The sequence below is a fragment of the Clostridium sp. chh4-2 genome (assembly GCF_002899675.1).
Taxonomy (GTDB): domain Bacteria; phylum Bacillota; class Clostridia; order Lachnospirales; family Lachnospiraceae; genus CHH4-2.
In genome coordinates this window covers 85,932-102,491 of the sequence record NZ_PKUU01000001.1, presented here as the reverse complement: position 1 = coordinate 102,491, position 16,560 = coordinate 85,932, and the positions used below count along the sequence as shown (strand labels likewise).

Below are 16,560 nucleotides of genomic sequence, written 5' to 3'. Positions count from 1 at the left end.
TTTATGCAGTTATACCCGGCGATTGATATTAAAAATGGAGCCTGCGTAAGACTGACGCAGGGATTATTCGATAATGTAAAAGTTTATTCCGACACTCCGGCAGATATGGCGAAGCTTTGGGTATCCCAGGGAGCCTCTTTCCTTCATCTGGTGGACTTAGACGGCGCTCTTGCAGGGCGTTCCGTCAATGAGCCAGCAATCCGCGAGATTGTCCGTTCCGTATCCGTTCCAATCCAGTTAGGCGGCGGCATCCGGAGCCGTGAAGCGGTAAAGAATATGCTGGAACTCGGTATTTCACGGGTCATTATCGGGACAAAAGCGGTGGAGAATCCGGAATTTATCAGGGATCTGGTAAATGAATTCGGCTCTGACAGAATTGTGGTGGGCGTTGACGCAAAAGACGGTATGGTGGCTATAGAGGGATGGGAAAAAGTCAGCTCTCTGACTGCTTTAAGCCTCTGTATGCGGATGAAGGAATATCAGGTGGAACATATCGTTTATACGGATATTTCCAAAGACGGAATGCTGTCCGGGCCAAATGTGGAATATACGAAAAAACTGACGGAGGAGACGGGAATGGATATCATTGCATCCGGCGGCGTCTCTTCGATGGAAGATTTGAAAAATTTGTATCAGGCGGGAATTCACGGCGCCATCATAGGAAAAGCTCTTTATGAAAAAAGAGTGGACTTAAAAGAAGCGGTGGCGGCCTTTGAATCGAAGTAAAATCTTGTGCCGCGTAGAGAAGGCGGCAGGAATCGAGGGAATATGGAAGCTTTTAAAAAATTGATCCCCAGCTTTGCCTGCAAAGAAGGCCGCGCGATTATAAGGGATTACGGAGAAGAATATTATAGTGACGATATTATCACGTTAAGCCGGTTTTACAGCGATAACGGAGCGGATGAGCTTCTGATTCACGATATATCGGAAAGTGACGAGGACCATGAGCGCACCATCGGCATCATTAAAGCGGTTGCAGGCGCGGTGGATATCCCGATTATTGCCGGAGGCCGTGTGAAACGGCTGGAAGACATAAAAAAATATCTGTATGCCGGAGCCAAAGCGGCATTTCTGGATGTCAGTCTGGATGAAAATATTGATTTGATTAAAGAAGCGGCAGACCGGTTTGGCAGCGAAAAAACATATGCTTATCTTCCGGAGTTCGGTTATCTGAGCAGAGTGGAGGAGTTCGGGCAGTTGGGCGCTTCCTGCATGATTTTAGATATTCCCAATCTGGATAATGAGCAGCTTCATGATATCTCCATGCACCAGGCAGAATTTCTTCTGTTCTGTGATGATGATGTGACTTCCACAATCGCCGGATTTTTGAAGGTTCCTACCGTAAGCGGGGTGATACTGACCGTTCCGGGTGAGGAGAGCGGCAATTGCATGAAGCGGAAACAGGAATTAAAGGCACGCGGCATTATCACCGATACCTTTGAATCCTCTGTTTCCTGGAGTGAATTTAAATTAAACGGCGACGGTTTGATTCCGGTTATTGTACAGGATTATAAGACAGACGAGGTGCTGATGCTGGCTTATATGAACGAGGAAGCGTTTAATGCCACATTAACAAGCGGTAAGATGACTTATTACAGCAGAAGCCGGCAGACCCTTTGGCTAAAGGGGGAGACATCAGGCCATTACCAATATGTGAAATCCTTAAAGCTGGATTGTGACAACGATACAATTCTGGCAAAAGTTAACCAGGTGGGCGCTGCCTGCCATACCGGCTCCCGCACCTGTTTTTTCCAAACCTTAGCGCAAAAAGAATACAGGGAGACGAATCCTTTAAAGGTGTTTGAAGAGGTATTTGCGGTTATTAAGGACAGGAAGGAACATCCAAAAGAAGGTTCCTATACAAATTATCTGTTTGAAAAGGGAATCGATAAGATTTTGAAAAAGCTGGGAGAAGAGGCCACGGAAATCGTGATCGCCGCCAAAAATCCCAATCCGGAAGAGATTAAATATGAAATTTCTGATTTCTTATATCATATGATGGTTTTAATGGCGGATAAGGGAATCGGATGGGAAGAGATTACGGATGAATTATCCAGACGTTGATTAAAATACCGCCTCAGTTTACATAAAATAATTATGTAAACTGAGGCGGCTGGAAACAGTTACTACTGGTTTTTTTCCGTCCTTTATGGTATAGTTATTTTAACTATATTTTATTGTCAGGAGGAAAAAATATGGAAAGCGGTGTACTGGAACGGTTTCTGAATTATATTGCAGTTGATACACAGTCAAAGCCAGATATTTCTGAAATTCCGAGCACGGATAAACAGAGAAATCTGGCTGTATTGTTGTCTGATGAACTGAAAGCGCTTGGAGCTTCGCAGGTGAGAGTGGACGAACATTCCTATGTTTATGCATCTATACCGGCTACAAATGGAAAAACCTATCCTTCTTTGGGATTTATTGCACACATGGATACCTCGTTTGAGTATCCGGGAGATGGAGTAAAACCACAGATTATAAAAGATTATGACGGCGGGGAGATCCTGTTGAACAAGGATACGGGACTGACCATGTCCCCTGCAGAGTTTCCGGATTTATCCGAGTATCAGGGACAGGATTTAATTACCACAGACGGAACAACGCTGCTGGGAGCGGATGATAAGGCAGGAATTGCGGAAATTATGTCTATGGCCGCTTATTTTTTATCCAACCCGCAGATTCCCCACGGTCCGATCAAAATAGCGTTTACTCCGGATGAGGAGGTTGGAAGAGGAACGGATTATTTCGATCTGCCCGGTTTTGGAGCCGACATCGCTTACACGGTGGACGGAGGAATGCTGGGAGAACTGGAATATGAAAACTTTAATGCGGCGGCAGGAAAAGTGCATATCCACGGCGCCAATATACATCCGGGAAGTGCAAAGGGAAAGATGAAAAATGCTCTCTTAATCGGTATGGAATTCCAGTCCCTTCTTCCGGTGTTTGAGAATCCCATGTATACAGAAGGATATGAAGGTTTTTACCATCTGAACGACATGCATGGTGATGTGGAGGAAGCTCATCTTAATTATATTATCCGCGATCACGACGGCAAAAAGTTTGCCCAAAAGAAAGATTTTTTTGAAAAGGCCGCTTGTTTCCTGAATCAGAAATATGGTGAGAATACAGTGACGGCAGAAGTAAAGGACAACTACTTTAACATGAGAGAAAAGATCGAACCTCATATCTATCTGGTTGATTTGGCCAGGGAAGCGATGGAGGAACTTTCGATCACTCCTAAGATCTGCCCGATCCGGGGAGGCACAGACGGCGCCCGCCTTTCTTATCAGGGTCTTCCCTGTCCGAACCTTTGCACAGGAGGCCATAATTTCCATGGAAAATATGAATTTATCTCTATACAGTCCATGGAAAAAACTGTGGAACTGCTGATAAAAATCGCTGAGAAGCATGGAATGTAAAAGCTTGAATTAGATTTTGCCCAGGTCTGAATTGACAACGCAAAAACGGGGCCAGGTTGGAGACTGGATCTGCTTTCCAACAGATCGAATCCCTTTCCTGACCCTGTTTTTGCGCTTTTTATGCCTGTAAAGATAAACTTTTAAGCCTGCATTTCCTGGAGCATTGCACATAAACGGGGAATCTGATTTTCAAATTCCACTCCATACCACCTGGCCCCTTCTGTGTTAGCTGTCGCTTCGATACAGGATACCACAAAGTCGGCTGCCAGACTGACCGCACTTTCCAGGCTCAATCCACGCATCAAGCCTCCCATCACGACGGAAGAATAGAGATCTCCTGTTCCGTGATAGCTTTGAGGACAGCGGTGGGTGAAATAAGAAAACGATTCTCCGCTGCGTTTTAAGAATGCGACGCCTAATTTATCAGGTTCATAGCTGACACCGGTTAAAACGGCGGTTTCGCAGCCAAGTTTTAACAGTTTTTCCAGAAGCTCCTGTATATAAGCTTGGTCATACACGGTCCGATAGGGCATGCCGGTCAGAAGGCAGGCTTCCGTAATATTAGGCAGTATCACATCTGCTTTTGAACAGACGCCGGCCATGGCTGACGGAAAGCTTTCATCAAATGCCGGATACAATTTTCCATTGTCCGCCATTGCCGGATCTACCAGCACAAGTGTCTTATCTGAAGCGAAACGGCCGAAGAATGTGCAGATCTGTTCACATTGGTCTGCGGAAGCCAGATATCCGGTGTAAATGCCGTCAAATGAAATGTTCTCCTTTTCCCACGCATCGGAGATGGGAGCAATCTGATCTGAAATATCTTTACATGTAAATGTTTTAAACATGGTATGTGTGGACAGCACAGCAGTTGGAAGAATCCCGCATTCCACGCCCATGGCGGATATGACGGGCAGGGCCACCGTAATTGAGCAGCTGCCGACACAGGATATATCCTGGAGTGTTATGATTCGTTTCATGGTTATACCTCCTTTAAAATGTCGTTCCTTATGTTGAGGAGTATATCAGAAAATGGACTGGTCGGAAATATCCAGTATCATGAAAAATGTCCAGGCCAGGCAATTGTTTATTCGGGAATTTTATGATAAAATAATCTATACTATGTGTGATCAAAACGTGATCTGATAGAAATAACAGAGAGGATGTATTTATGAAATATATCTCAGGCAGTAAGATAAAACGGCTCACAATTATATGTGCTGCAGTTGTTTTCATGATCCTGCAGGTTCTTCCGGGTATTGCGGAGGAAAAAAATCAGGTAATTCGTGTTGCCTATCCAAAGGCAAAGGGATATACCATGGTTGATTCCGACGGGCGCCATTATGGAATCGTTGTTGATTTTCTCAATGAGATAGCTAAGTATACCGGATGGGAATACGAATATATTGATGTAGATGATGAGGAGCTAATCGAACTGGCTGAGGCGGGCGAATTTGATTTAATAGGCGGACAATATTATATGGACGGCCTGGAGAAATATTTTGCCTATCCGGACTATAACTGCGGATACAGCAAGCTTCTTTTATTGGCCCGACGGGATGATGACAGCATTAAAAGCTATGATTTCAATACATTTAACGGAAAGACCATAGGAGTATTTGAACGGGCTAAGGAGAATATCAGGCGGCTCCGGATCTATCTGGATGTCAATAATCTGGATTGTACAATCAGATATTACAGCTATGATGAGATTCAGGAAAAAGCAGAAGGAAACCTGGAAGTATTTCTGGAAAACGGCGATGTGGATCTGCTGTTAGGAAACAGTTCGGACATTGGAGAAGACTTTTTTGTAGCCGCTTATTTCGATTCGCAGCCCCATTATATCGTAACCAACACGGGAAATCAGGATATACTGGACAAATTAAATATGGCGCTGGAAAAGATATATGAAGCCGACCCTAATTATGCAAAAAAGCTGTATTCGGCCAATTTCCCTGAAACGGAAAACAACTATGCGGTGCTGAATGACCAGGAACAGGCATTTATCCGTCAAAAGAAAAACGTGACAGTGGCGGTTCCTAAGGATTGGCATCCCATGATCTGTCTCAACAATGATGATGCGCATGAAGGTCTGATTCCCGATGTTTTAGAAAAGATATCCGCATATTCCGGTTTGAACTTTACCTATCTCTACTGCGATAATTATGCGGAGTCTCTGGATAAAGTCCGGAGGGGAGAAGCCGATATGCTGGGCGGCTTTATTGGAACAAGCGAAGATGCTCAGGAGTTAGGGCTGGCGCTGACCTCCTCCTATGTCAGGTTAAATTCCACTGTGGTGCGGAATAAAGAAACCAGCTATCCCGCATCCGGCCTTACGGGCGCTGTTTTAGAGGGCAGAAAGATACCTGATACGGTTGCAGCGGACAATGTACGGTATTATACGGAGGTTTACGATGCATTGTCGGATGTAAACCGCGGAAAAGCGGACTTTTTCTATGGCATTTCGTCCCATATTGAAAGCATTATCCAGGATACGAATTTTACAAATCTTGTGCAGGTAAACCGGGTTAATGACAATCTGGGGATCAGTTTTGCAATGACCAGCCCGGTTCAGCCGGATCTGTTTTCCATAATCAATAAGGCGATTAACAACATGACCGACGAAGAGAAAAACGATATCGGCAATCATAATACCGTCTCCATCGGCAAACCGTATATCACGCTTTCAAGCATTCTGTATGGAGATCCAGTGCTGGTTATCTCCGTGGTATCCGCATTTCTCATATTGCTTTTAGCGGTTGTTCTTGTGGTGAGCAGATCCCGGCTGCACGCCGCATCCATGAAGGTTGAGCTGGAACGTGCGGAAGCCGATAACCGGGCCAAAAGTGAATTCCTGTCCAGGATGAGTCATGAAATCCGAACGCCGATGAATGCCATTGTAGGGCTGACTGATTTGACGGTGATGACCGAGTCTCTTCCGGAAAAAGCAAAAGAGAATTTGGATACCATAAAATCATCTACCCAATACTTATTAAACCTGATCAATGACATTTTAGATATGAGCCGGATTGAAAATGGAAAGATGAGCCTTTCTGACGAACCGTTTTCTATGACTGATATGCTGCAGGATATAGAAAATATGGTATCTACTGAGGCCTCCAACAGGAAGCTTCGGTTTCTGGTGAATAAGAAAATTCAGGATGATGAGGTGGCAGGCGATGCAGTCCGTCTGAGACAGGTGATCATCAATCTGCTTTCCAATGCATTTAAATTTACGCCGGCCGGCGGAGAGGTTCAGCTTTCCATTCTGGAAAATACATCTGCGGAAACAGATGCATCCTTTACGATTTGCGTCCGGGATACCGGGATTGGCATTGCACAAGAGGATCAGCAGCGGATTTTCGGCCGTTTTGAACAGCTGGGATCTAATATTTCCAAAAGTCAGGGCACCGGACTTGGATTATCCATCAGTCAGAGCATTGTAGAGCTGATGGGCGGAGAATTGAAGCTGAAAAGCGAGCCGGGTAAAGGCAGCGAATTTTACTTTACCATCACACTGCCAAAAAAACATTTGGATAAAAAGCCGGTGAAGATAGAGCAGCTCGATGAGAACCTGCTTCAAAATAGCAATATACTGGTGGTTGAAGACAATGAACTGAATGCAGAGATAGCCATGGATCTTCTTCAATTACAAGGCGCATCGACCGTTCGGGCGGAAAATGGAAAAATGGCTGTGGATTTGTTCTCAGATCAGGAGCCGGGAACATTTGACGCAATTCTGATGGATATTTTGATGCCGGAGATGAATGGATTGGAAGCAGCCTCCGCCATCCGGGCGTTGCCCCGGGAGGACGCTAAGACAATCCCAATTATTGCTATGACTGCAAATGCGTCAAATAAAGACAAAGAAGCGGCTTTGGAAGCCGGTATGACCGGTTTTATTCCTAAACCGATTGATATCAATCATTTATTTATAGAGCTTCACAGAGCCTTGACAGAAGAAGGGGATTGCTGAAAATATTTTTATAGCTGAATAGGGCGGTCACGCAAAGGATGGAAATCCATATGTGTGACCGCCTTATTTTGCCATTTTATAGGAATGTGGGTTGACAAAGCAGCATAAATATTATATAGTTTAGTTGTCATACAACTAACATATTATAAGGAGGGTAAGACATGGCGTTAAAAGCATTGGATAAACAAAGCGTGCCGGAACAGATTTTCGAGATGCTGAAGAATGAAATTATTGTTGGGGAATATGCGGTAGGAGACAAGATTCCTTCAGAGACAGAGTTGTGTAAATTGTTAAATGCGAGCCGTGTATCCGTGAGAACAGCGCTGCATAAGCTTTCCGTTCTGGGGATTATCGAGACCCGTTTAGGTGATGGAAACTATGTGAAGGAATTTGATTTTAAAGAGTATATTGACAATGTGGGAGAATTGATTATAGAAGAGGGCGATATTGCCGATATGGCAGAATACCGGAGGGAGACGGAATACATCTGTGCCCTGCTTGCCATGGAACGCGCCGGCGAGGAAGAGCTTGCGGATTTATACCGGCTTGCAGAGCAGACAGATCAGACTTTTCAGGAAAAGAATTTGAAGGATAATATTACATTCGATTTGAAGTTTCATTATAAACTATGCAAGCTGTCCGGGAATAAGATTTTCCGCCTCAGCTACCAGGCCTTTGGAGCGCGCATGTATTCCGGCGCTGCGCTTCACCTACGAAAAAAACACCAGATGGAACAGGATCTTCTCACCGGTCAGTCCCATACAAAGATAGTCCAGGCAATTATGGACAAGGATAAAGAGTTGTGCAGGAAGTTGATCGAAGATCATTTCCTTGTGTCCTGAGGTGTAATAAAACAATAGGAGGCAGCTATGAAGATTACAAGTATGGAGATTTTGAAGCTCAAAATCCCCGAGGGAACCCAGATTCGTCCGGTTATCTGTAAAATCAATACAGACGAGGGGATCTACGGACTGGGTGAAGCATCGGTCGCGATTGTGACGGGTGCATATGCAGCAGCAGAGATGATAAAAGATTTATCCCATTTCATCATCGGTGAAAACCCGCTGAAGCATGAATTGATTTGGGAACGGTTGTTTAAGCAGTCATTCTGGGGAAAAGGAAACGGCGGAGTCGTGATGGCGGCAATCAGCGCCATTGATACGGCCTTGTGGGACATCAAGGGAAAGTATTATGGGGTTCCGGTCTATGAACTGTTAGGAGGTAAATGCCGGAACAAACTCCGCGCCTATGCGAGCCAGCTTCAGTTTGGCTGGGGAGAACAGAGCATGAACGCCCTTGGCAGGGCAGAGGATTATGCCGCTTCCTGTAAACGGGCAGTCGGAGAAGGTTATACCGCAGTGAAGGCGGATATCCTGCAGTTTGACTTGGAGGGCAGAAGAGTTCCGTTTTCCGAGCTTTGCGGAAGCCTGCCTAAGAAGACCCTGTCTTTGGCAAAAGAGCGTCTGGCAGCCATGCGCGAGGCGGCAGGAGACCAGGTGGATATAATCCTGGAAAATCATGCGAACACAGATGCCAATACGGCGATTCAGCTTGGACGGATGGCGGAAACCTACGACATCATGTTTTATGAGGAACCGACGTTGCCGCTGAATATGGATGTGACAAAGAAAGTGGCTGAACGTGTAGGCATTCCGCTGGCAACCGGAGAGCGGACTTATACGAGATGGGGATTCCTCCCACTTTTGGAATCCGGCGCCGTATCCGTTATACAGCCGGATATCGGCAACTGCGGGGGCGTAACCGAATGCAAAAAGATTTGTGATATGGCTCACATCTATGATGTAAATGTTCAGACTCATGTCTGCTCAAGCCCGCTGAATCTGGCGGTATCCCTGCATTTAGAGGCGGCAATACCGAATTTTATCATCCATGAACATCATATGACAAGTACTTTGAAGTCGGTTGCCAGTCAATTCGTGTATGACTATCAGCCGGTGGACGGATATTTCGAGATACCGGATCTTCCTGGATTCGGACAAGATCTTTCAGAACAGGCGGTTGCTGAAGCGCAGATTGATATTATACGGTAAATACGGGGGAAGACAGAATGAAACATAAAAATGGTTTGGGCCTGGGGGCTTTAGTAGCGCTGGCATTGGGCACCGTAGTCGGCGCTGGCGTTGTAACATTGACCGGACAGGCAATCGCTGTAACCGGGCGTTCTGCCTGGCTTGCATACCTGATTGCAACAGTGGCCGGATTCCTGATGATTGTGCCATATGCTTTACTTGGTAATTGCATGATACCAAAGGGAGGCAACTATACGATCACGGCAACATTTTTGGGTGACCGGTGGGGAGGCTTCATCGGCATATCGGCGGTGCTGATCATCTTTAATATGGGGCTGTTTGGCAGTGGCTTCGGACAGTATGTGAACGTTTTATTTCCTGCTGTTCCGGCAAAGACAGCGGCTCTGCTTGGGATTACCTTTTTCTTTATCCTGAATTTGACCGGTGTTCAAAAGATGGCAAAGGTACAGAATATCCTTTCTGTTATTTTATTTGTCGGGCTGGGACTTTTTATCCTGCTTGGTATCTCCAAAACATCGGGACAGGGAATGGATCTGAAGGCGCCTGATTTTTTCACCCATGGAGCAGAGGGCTTTGGTGCGGCAGTGATGCTTTTGGCTGCGTCAACCGTCGGACATAAAAACATCATTAATTTTACAAGTGAAGCGAGAAATCCCAAACGGGACGTTCCCAAAGCGCTGGCAATTACATCCGCAATTATATTGGTGCTGTATATCGGAATTGCTTTTGTCAACAGCACAGTACTTCCTGTAGAACAGGTGGCGGGAAAACCTCTGACCGAGGTGGCAAAAGTGATAATGCCGGGAATGCTGTATTATCTGTTTATAATTGGAGGCCCATTGGCATCTCTGAGCACGACGATTAACAGCGCATTCGCAATCATGTCAACTCCGATCAGGCAGGCGGCCCGTGACGGATGGTTTCCGGAAAAAATTGCGGTTACGAATAAGAACGGAATTCCTTATATCATTTATATTCTGGTTTATCTTGTGGGAATTTTACCGATAATATTGAATTTAAGCATTAAGATTATAACCAGCAATGTTGTGCTGATTGTATCGATCAGTGAGCTGATTGTGTTTTTCGCAATCTGGAGATTACCCAGAATATTGCCGGAAGCATGGGAAAAACGCTATTATAAACTTCCTAAAACGGTATTTTACATTGGAGTAGGGGCAGCGATTCTGTTGAGAGGAATTTTTGTTGCACTTTCGCTAAAAAATCTGACTCCGGTACTTGCTGTTACGACAATCGGGCTGTTTGTAATTTTCTTTATCTATGCAACTGTTCTTGTCAAAGCACAGAAAGTAAATGTGAAAAAAAGCTATGAAATAGAATCGAATACAAACCTTGGCGGGTGATTCTTCGTTAATCCTGCGGCAGAAGCCGCAGGATTTTCTATTTCATAGCAGAACTTTATTATAACAAATTTTTCGAAATCTTACAAGTAAAACAGCTTCTTCAAAACAGCTGTAAAAAAATGTAATTTTACTGTCACAATGAGGCCGGAATCTTGTCTAATAAGATATACTTTCATCCAGTTTCAGTAAATTTTATCAAAAGTAAGAGGAGGAAATGAATATGATTATACCGATGACGAAAACATTGGAAACGGAACTGCTGTTGTCCGAAGAGGAACTTACAAAAAAAAGCAAAATGAAACATGAGGGGGCGGGTCTTTTGATTCTGGGAATCGGAGTGCTTGCGATGGGAATTTTAAACCATTTGCTTCTCCATATTCTATATGAGAGCGATATTATTTGGATTGCAGTCACCGTATGCTGTGTGCTTTTGGGTATTGTCCTATCGGGATTCGGAGGAAAACTGATAAACAAAATAGGTGCCTCCGTTGCAGAGATGACTGCTAAGGACAGTGACTGCAGCGCAGAAGAAATTCTGGAGTTCTATAGGGAATGCCGTCAATCGAATGCGCTGCTGTTGTCTTTGACTTCCCAGCCTTCCAAAGAGAAAGATTCTATGAAAGTAGGATTCTTGACAAAGAATTGGCTGCGGCTTCCTGATCATTTTTATAATGGGGTTATGCGGATATCGGATGTGGCAGTGATTTGGTATGAAGAAACAGCGCTTCCGGGCTATGATCCCGGGGTTTTCGTTGTAAAAAGCAATGGAAAAATGCTGTATGTCAAATGTAAATCAGATATAGGAACAGAGTTTGTTGAGGCGGTTACCGGCAGAAATACCAAATGTATTAACGCACGGTGCTTTTTATTTGAAGATAATGATTATAATGCATTTCAAAATCCTCAAATGGCGGCGAATATCTATAAAAGCCAGTGGCATTGAAAAAGTAATACCGTCTAAAGGGCGGGGAAAACAGGATGTCTGTGGGGAGGTTGACAGATTTACGTTCTTCTATTAAGATTTTTGTATTCCGGATGATCGGAACGATGTTTTTTCACACTTTTGCAACACTTGTTATGATAAAATCAAAGTTAGGGAAAACAGGATATCATATTAAGGGAGCAGTATAAGATGACAGAGCGAAGCATGATACAGGTAAATATAAAGGATGGAAGTATAATACCTGTTATACCGGCGGAGGGGAAGTCAGGAAGCTATGAAGAGTGGCTTGCTTATTTTTTTGGCGGCCAGGAATTTAGTTTGGTGGAAGAAGACCGCGGCCAGATCTCACTGGAGGCTTTGAGACGGATGGCAAAAGATCGGGAATACCGAGAACATGTGTTTACTCTCCGCCGCAGAGGAACCGGCGGAACGTGGTATGAAGTGCGCGTTCTGCCCGGCTGGGAACCGGAACATTGTCTGCTGATAGTTCGGGACATTCATCTGGAGTTTCGGGAATCGGCTAAGAAAAGGCGGTCGGACCTTTATCATATGGTGCGCAGAAAACTTGCAATTTTCCGGGAACAGGGTATTCTGTGCGGAGTTATGGTGATAGAGCCGGAAAGCGGCAGACACTGCTTTATGGACCGGAGGAGCAAAGATTTTTTTGCCCGGCCCATCTATCAGACGATGAAAGAGGATTTGGATAATAGGCTTTGGGGACTTTGGCACGGCGAGGGGGAGAATTGCCCGGCAGATGGAGTTCATGCGGCCTCTGACTGTTTCAGCATGGTGTCAGACGACGGCACGGACTGCTGGATCAGCCTGTTTGGATATACAATGACCATGGAGTCCGGAAAACGGTATATGTATCTGATCTGGGTCGGCGTTTTGATGTCGGACGGGACGTTAGGGTTTGTAAAGGCAGGAGCCGGAACAGGAACAGAACATAATCTGACCGAGCTGGTTGAGAGTTATTTGTTTGAGTGGAATATCGAGGATAACCAGATGACTCTGGCCGATAACTGGGACGGGAAATTCTGCGCTGTCGGAAGCGGAAAAAACGGCTTCCGGAAGATTGAACGGTATATCTTTAAAGACGATATACCAAAGGTGCGCAAGATGTTTAATCTGATCCTTTCCGGAGATATTGAAGACAATATCATGGCGAGATTTTACATAAGAGACGGAGAGACGGAGAAGGCAGAATGGTGCAGCATCAGTTTGATCAGTGTCCTGTATGACGGCAAGATTCCCATGTATGTGGTGGGGACGGTCCGGGATTTAAGCTCCAAGCTGAAGGTGGTTATGGAGACCTCGGTAAACGGCCGCGGAATATCAAAGGAGGTTGCAGGCAGGGCCAGGCTTTTGGCGGAACATATCATCAGTGAGTCGCCGCCGGGCTGCCGTCATGCCCTGATGGCGGTTGGGCTGAATTTCCTTATGAAAAACGACGGCAACATGGGGATGGAAATGGTCATATATCAGTATATGGAGCTGGTCACCCGGATGATTTATCCGGATGATATTGTGTGGATTGACGGCAATAATATGATGCTGTTTCTGCGGGATGTCGGAAACGGATTAAATGCGAAGAAAAAGGCGGAACGAATTTGCCGCGTACTGGAAAACAGTGAATACGGAGAGATGACGGCGGACAGCCGGATCGCCATGTATCCGGATGATGGTAAGGACTTTGACAGCCTTATGGAACAGATAAAGTCGGATTTGAGTTTAAACAGCATGAAAGTACAGCGTGCTCTGTCGGCAATGAATTCGGGAAACGATGGCGTGAATCTTTATCAATCAGTCAATATCATTCCCGATATTCTGGATGAATGGTACCGGACGATCAAGACCAATAACCTGTTGACGGAAAAAATGGAGCTTACAAAAGCACAATTGATGCTGAGCCAGATTAAACCTCATTTCATCTATAACGTTCTGGCAAATATCAAATCGCTTATCTATACGGATGCGGATAAGGCTGCCGATATCGTGGTGGCATTTACAAAATATCTGAGGGTCCAGCTGAATTCCCTGAGTGAAGATGAATTGGCTCAGTTTCCTGAAATCCTGGACTTTGTCAAAAATTATATCGAGATTGAGAAAAGCCGTTTTCCGGGAAAGATACAGGTGCAGTATGACATCCGGTATGATGACTTCCGGCTGCCGCATTTTGTCCTGCAGCCTATTGTGGAGAATGCGATCAAACACGGGATCTGCAAGCGTGAAACATCGGGAAAACTTATTATCAGTTCCAGGCTTCAGGATCAGGTCATCCTGATAGAGGTCACCGACAATGGGGTCGGATTTGATACAAAACATAAGGAAGTGCCAGGAAAAGAGCATAGTGTGGGGCTTGAGAATGTCAGGGTCAGGCTGCATCACTTAGTCAGAGGAGAGATACAGATTGAGAGCCGGCTGGGAGTCGGAACAAAGGTCAGTATCAGAATACCAAAATAGAAAGATCAATTAAAGGGGCGGAAGCTGAGGCATGAAAGTAGTAGTGGTGGATGATGAAATCAATATACTGGAGGACATAAAAAGAAATCTGTCCAGAGTGGAGGTGGCTGAATGCGTAGGCGCTTTTACATCGTCTTTGGAAGCGCTTAAATTTGTTTATAAAAATAAGGTGGAACTGGCCATTCTGGACATTGAGATGCCAGGCTTAAACGGAATCGACCTGGCAGCTATGCTGAGAGATATCTGGCCTCAGATACAGTTTATCTTTGTGACAGGGTATGATGAGTATGCTCTGGCGGCATACCGCCTTCATGCGATGGAGTATATTACGAAACCATTTTCCTTTTCCGAATTCAGCAGTGCTGTAAACCGTGTCAGTCTCCTGGTGGATCAGATGAGCGGGAAGGCGGCGAAAAAAGACGATAAGGTTATAGTAAGAACGTTTGGTAAGTTTGATGTCTGCGTCGGGGATACGCCTCTCTTTTTTAAATACAGCAAGTCAAAGGAACTGTTTGCCTATCTGGTGAATGCGAGAGGAGGCGACGTATCCATGGAGCAGGTGATCTCGGTTCTGTGGGAAGATCGGGTCTACGATTCAAAGGTAAAACAGCTTTACCGCAAAGCCGTATCCGTTATGCGAAATACATTCCGGGAGGCTGGCTGCGAACAGATTTGTTCTTATTACAGGAGTTATCTGGCGGCCAATATGGGGACGTTTGAGTGCGACTATTATCAGTTTATGGAAGGAAATGAGGAGATCAGGAAAACCTATCTGGATAACTATATGCCGGAGTATTCCTGGGCGGAGGAGACGAACGCCATGCTTCAGAATATGTCAGTGTAGGACGCTTAGGCGTCCTTTTTTTGTATCATCAGAGGAAAGTTTGCCCCTCTTTCTTATCCTTAACGTCAGAAAGCCTTTTGAAAATCAGTTAATTAAAATAATATTGACATTTTTATAAAAAAATCTGTTTTTTCACACTTTGGTCACACTTTAGGAACAGATGCATAGCGGGGCGGATGATATGATGTAGGCACAGTAAGGAATTAAGAAAAAAGAAAGGGAAAACTAAGGAAGAGTTCATGGAAAGCTTGTCACTGGAATTAATACTGAGATGTCTTGCTGCCGGAATGGCGGGCATGGTGGTTGGAAAACAGACGCCGGCTTTAAGTCTCAGGCTCATCGGATACAAGGAAACGAAAAAGGGAAAACAGTATAAACCTTATGTATTTCCTGAATGGAGAAGCTGGCTTTACGGCGCAGGTTTGGCTGCAGTATGGGCTATGGCCGTTTATTGTTACACGGCAGCCTATGTGGTGACGATTGCGGCTTTGGCTGTGGTGGCAATGGTTGTCATCTATGTGGACAACCGGTACCGCATTATTGCGAATGAGATCACGCTTCCGCTGATGGCCTTCGGATTACTTTTTAATCTGCTTAGGGGCGGGATCAAGGGAGTGGGCGGCAGTCTTCTAGCTGCGGTGTTTGGAACTCTGGTCTGTGCGGCGGCAGCTGTGCTGACAAAAAAGAATCAGGCGGTGGGAGCGGGAGATGTCAAACTTATGATGGCGGCAGCCATGGTAACCGGCTTTTACGGATTTACGTATATGATGTTTTTCATGGCTGTGAGCATGGGAATCTATTGTATCGGAGGCCTTCTGTTTAAGAAACTGACCCTGCAAAGCTATTTCCCTATGGGAGGCTTCATCGCTCTGGGCATGGTGCTTGCGTTTTTTGATAAACAGCTGATGCCTTTTCTGTACCAGCTGATGTGATAAAAAAGAATGGTGGGTTGGTATGAAGAGTGTGAAATGGCTGGTAGAGGAAGAAAGCGGACAGGGATTGGCTGAGTATGCTTTAATCCTTATGTTGGTAGCCGCTGTGACTATCGGGCTGATAAAAGAGCTTGGGCTTAAAGTATCCGGCTTTTTCGCTGAGGCGGAAGCATATTTGTGAATCAATAGGCTGAGGAAATACAATTCCTGGCCTTTGAGATAGATAAATCATCTATAAATGAAAATGATAAAATCAGGAGGAAACACGAATGAAGAAGTTTGAAGAAATGAAAAGTTGGCTGGCAGAGGAAGAAAGCGGACAGGGTATGGTAGAGTATGGACTGATTCTTGTTCTGATCTCTGTAGTGGTAGTTCTTGTTCTGGGCAATATTGGTACCAGCCTTAATAGTAAGTTCCAGGAAATCAACACGAAATTAGGCGGTACAAATCCATCTAATCCGTAATTGGAACGAACCATCACAGCACATGTGAAAACCGTGAGTGGTGGAAAGAGACATTGCAATGTAGGGATTTCATCTCTTTGCATTGCAGTGTCTTTTTTGAAAAA

The 16,560-nt window shown here is 45.0% G+C and carries 14 protein-coding genes; 13 read left to right on the top strand and 1 reads right to left on the bottom strand.

Annotation, left to right across the window (positions count from 1 at the left end; genetic code table 11):
• Positions 1 to 3: 3 nt before the first annotated feature.
• From hisA to pepT, 3 genes are all read left to right on the top strand, one after another.
• On the top strand, positions 4 to 726 hold the full coding sequence (hisA, locus tag C0033_RS00485) for a 1-(5-phosphoribosyl)-5-[(5-phosphoribosylamino)methylideneamino]imidazole-4-carboxamide isomerase (RefSeq protein ID WP_103225913.1): 723 nt from the start codon (positions 4 to 6) through the stop codon (positions 724 to 726).
• A 42-nt stretch (positions 727 to 768) separates the two neighbouring features.
• Complete coding sequence (hisIE, locus tag C0033_RS00480) at positions 769 to 2,064, top strand: bifunctional phosphoribosyl-AMP cyclohydrolase/phosphoribosyl-ATP diphosphatase HisIE (protein WP_103225912.1); 1,296 nt, start codon at positions 769 to 771, stop codon at positions 2,062 to 2,064.
• A gap of 131 nt (positions 2,065 to 2,195) precedes the next feature.
• On the top strand, positions 2,196 to 3,422 hold the full coding sequence (gene pepT, locus C0033_RS00475; protein ID WP_103225911.1) for a peptidase T: 1,227 nt from the start codon (positions 2,196 to 2,198) through the stop codon (positions 3,420 to 3,422).
• A 140-nt stretch (positions 3,423 to 3,562) separates the two neighbouring features.
• On the opposite strand, the gene C0033_RS00470 is transcribed toward pepT, so the two are convergent.
• Positions 3,563 to 4,402, bottom strand: a complete 840-nt coding sequence (locus tag C0033_RS00470; protein WP_103225910.1) for a pyridoxamine kinase — start codon at positions 4,400 to 4,402, stop codon at positions 3,563 to 3,565.
• 191 nt (positions 4,403 to 4,593) lie between these two features.
• On the opposite strand from C0033_RS00470, the gene C0033_RS00465 reads away from it, so the two are divergent.
• From C0033_RS00465 to C0033_RS00420, 10 genes are all read left to right on the top strand, one after another.
• Positions 4,594 to 7,398, top strand: coding sequence for a transporter substrate-binding domain-containing protein (locus C0033_RS00465; RefSeq protein WP_103225909.1), 2,805 nt, complete (start codon positions 4,594 to 4,596; stop codon positions 7,396 to 7,398).
• 161 nt (positions 7,399 to 7,559) lie between these two features.
• Positions 7,560 to 8,240 carry an FCD domain-containing protein gene (locus C0033_RS00460; RefSeq protein WP_103225908.1) on the top strand — a complete coding sequence of 227 codons (681 nt, stop codon included), beginning with the start codon at positions 7,560 to 7,562 and terminating at the stop codon, positions 8,238 to 8,240.
• Positions 8,241 to 8,267: 27 nt separating this feature from the next.
• Positions 8,268 to 9,449: a mandelate racemase/muconate lactonizing enzyme family protein gene (locus tag C0033_RS00455; protein WP_103225907.1), complete on the top strand. Its 1,182-nt coding sequence runs from the start codon at positions 8,268 to 8,270 to the stop codon at positions 9,447 to 9,449.
• 17 nt (positions 9,450 to 9,466) lie between these two features.
• Positions 9,467 to 10,810 (top strand): APC family permease, encoded by a 1,344-nt coding sequence (locus C0033_RS00450; protein ID WP_103225906.1) that lies wholly within the window; start codon positions 9,467 to 9,469, stop codon positions 10,808 to 10,810.
• A 220-nt stretch (positions 10,811 to 11,030) separates the two neighbouring features.
• Positions 11,031 to 11,753 (top strand): hypothetical protein, encoded by a 723-nt coding sequence (locus C0033_RS00445; protein ID WP_103225905.1) that lies wholly within the window; start codon positions 11,031 to 11,033, stop codon positions 11,751 to 11,753.
• Between the two features lie 189 nt (positions 11,754 to 11,942).
• Entirely contained in the window at positions 11,943 to 14,216 is a 2,274-nt protein-coding gene (locus tag C0033_RS00440; protein ID WP_103225904.1) for a histidine kinase, read from the top strand.
• A 31-nt stretch (positions 14,217 to 14,247) separates the two neighbouring features.
• Entirely contained in the window at positions 14,248 to 15,060 is an 813-nt protein-coding gene (locus C0033_RS00435) for a response regulator (RefSeq protein WP_103225903.1), read from the top strand.
• A 239-nt stretch (positions 15,061 to 15,299) separates the two neighbouring features.
• A complete protein-coding gene (locus C0033_RS00430; protein WP_103225902.1) occupies positions 15,300 to 15,992 on the top strand; it encodes an A24 family peptidase in 693 nt (230 codons plus the stop codon).
• Between the two features lie 22 nt (positions 15,993 to 16,014).
• Complete coding sequence (locus C0033_RS00425; protein ID WP_103225901.1) at positions 16,015 to 16,173, top strand: Flp family type IVb pilin; 159 nt, start codon at positions 16,015 to 16,017, stop codon at positions 16,171 to 16,173.
• Between the two features lie 88 nt (positions 16,174 to 16,261).
• Positions 16,262 to 16,456, top strand: a complete 195-nt coding sequence (locus C0033_RS00420; protein WP_207656844.1) for a Flp family type IVb pilin — start codon at positions 16,262 to 16,264, stop codon at positions 16,454 to 16,456.
• Positions 16,457 to 16,560 lie beyond the last annotated feature (104 nt).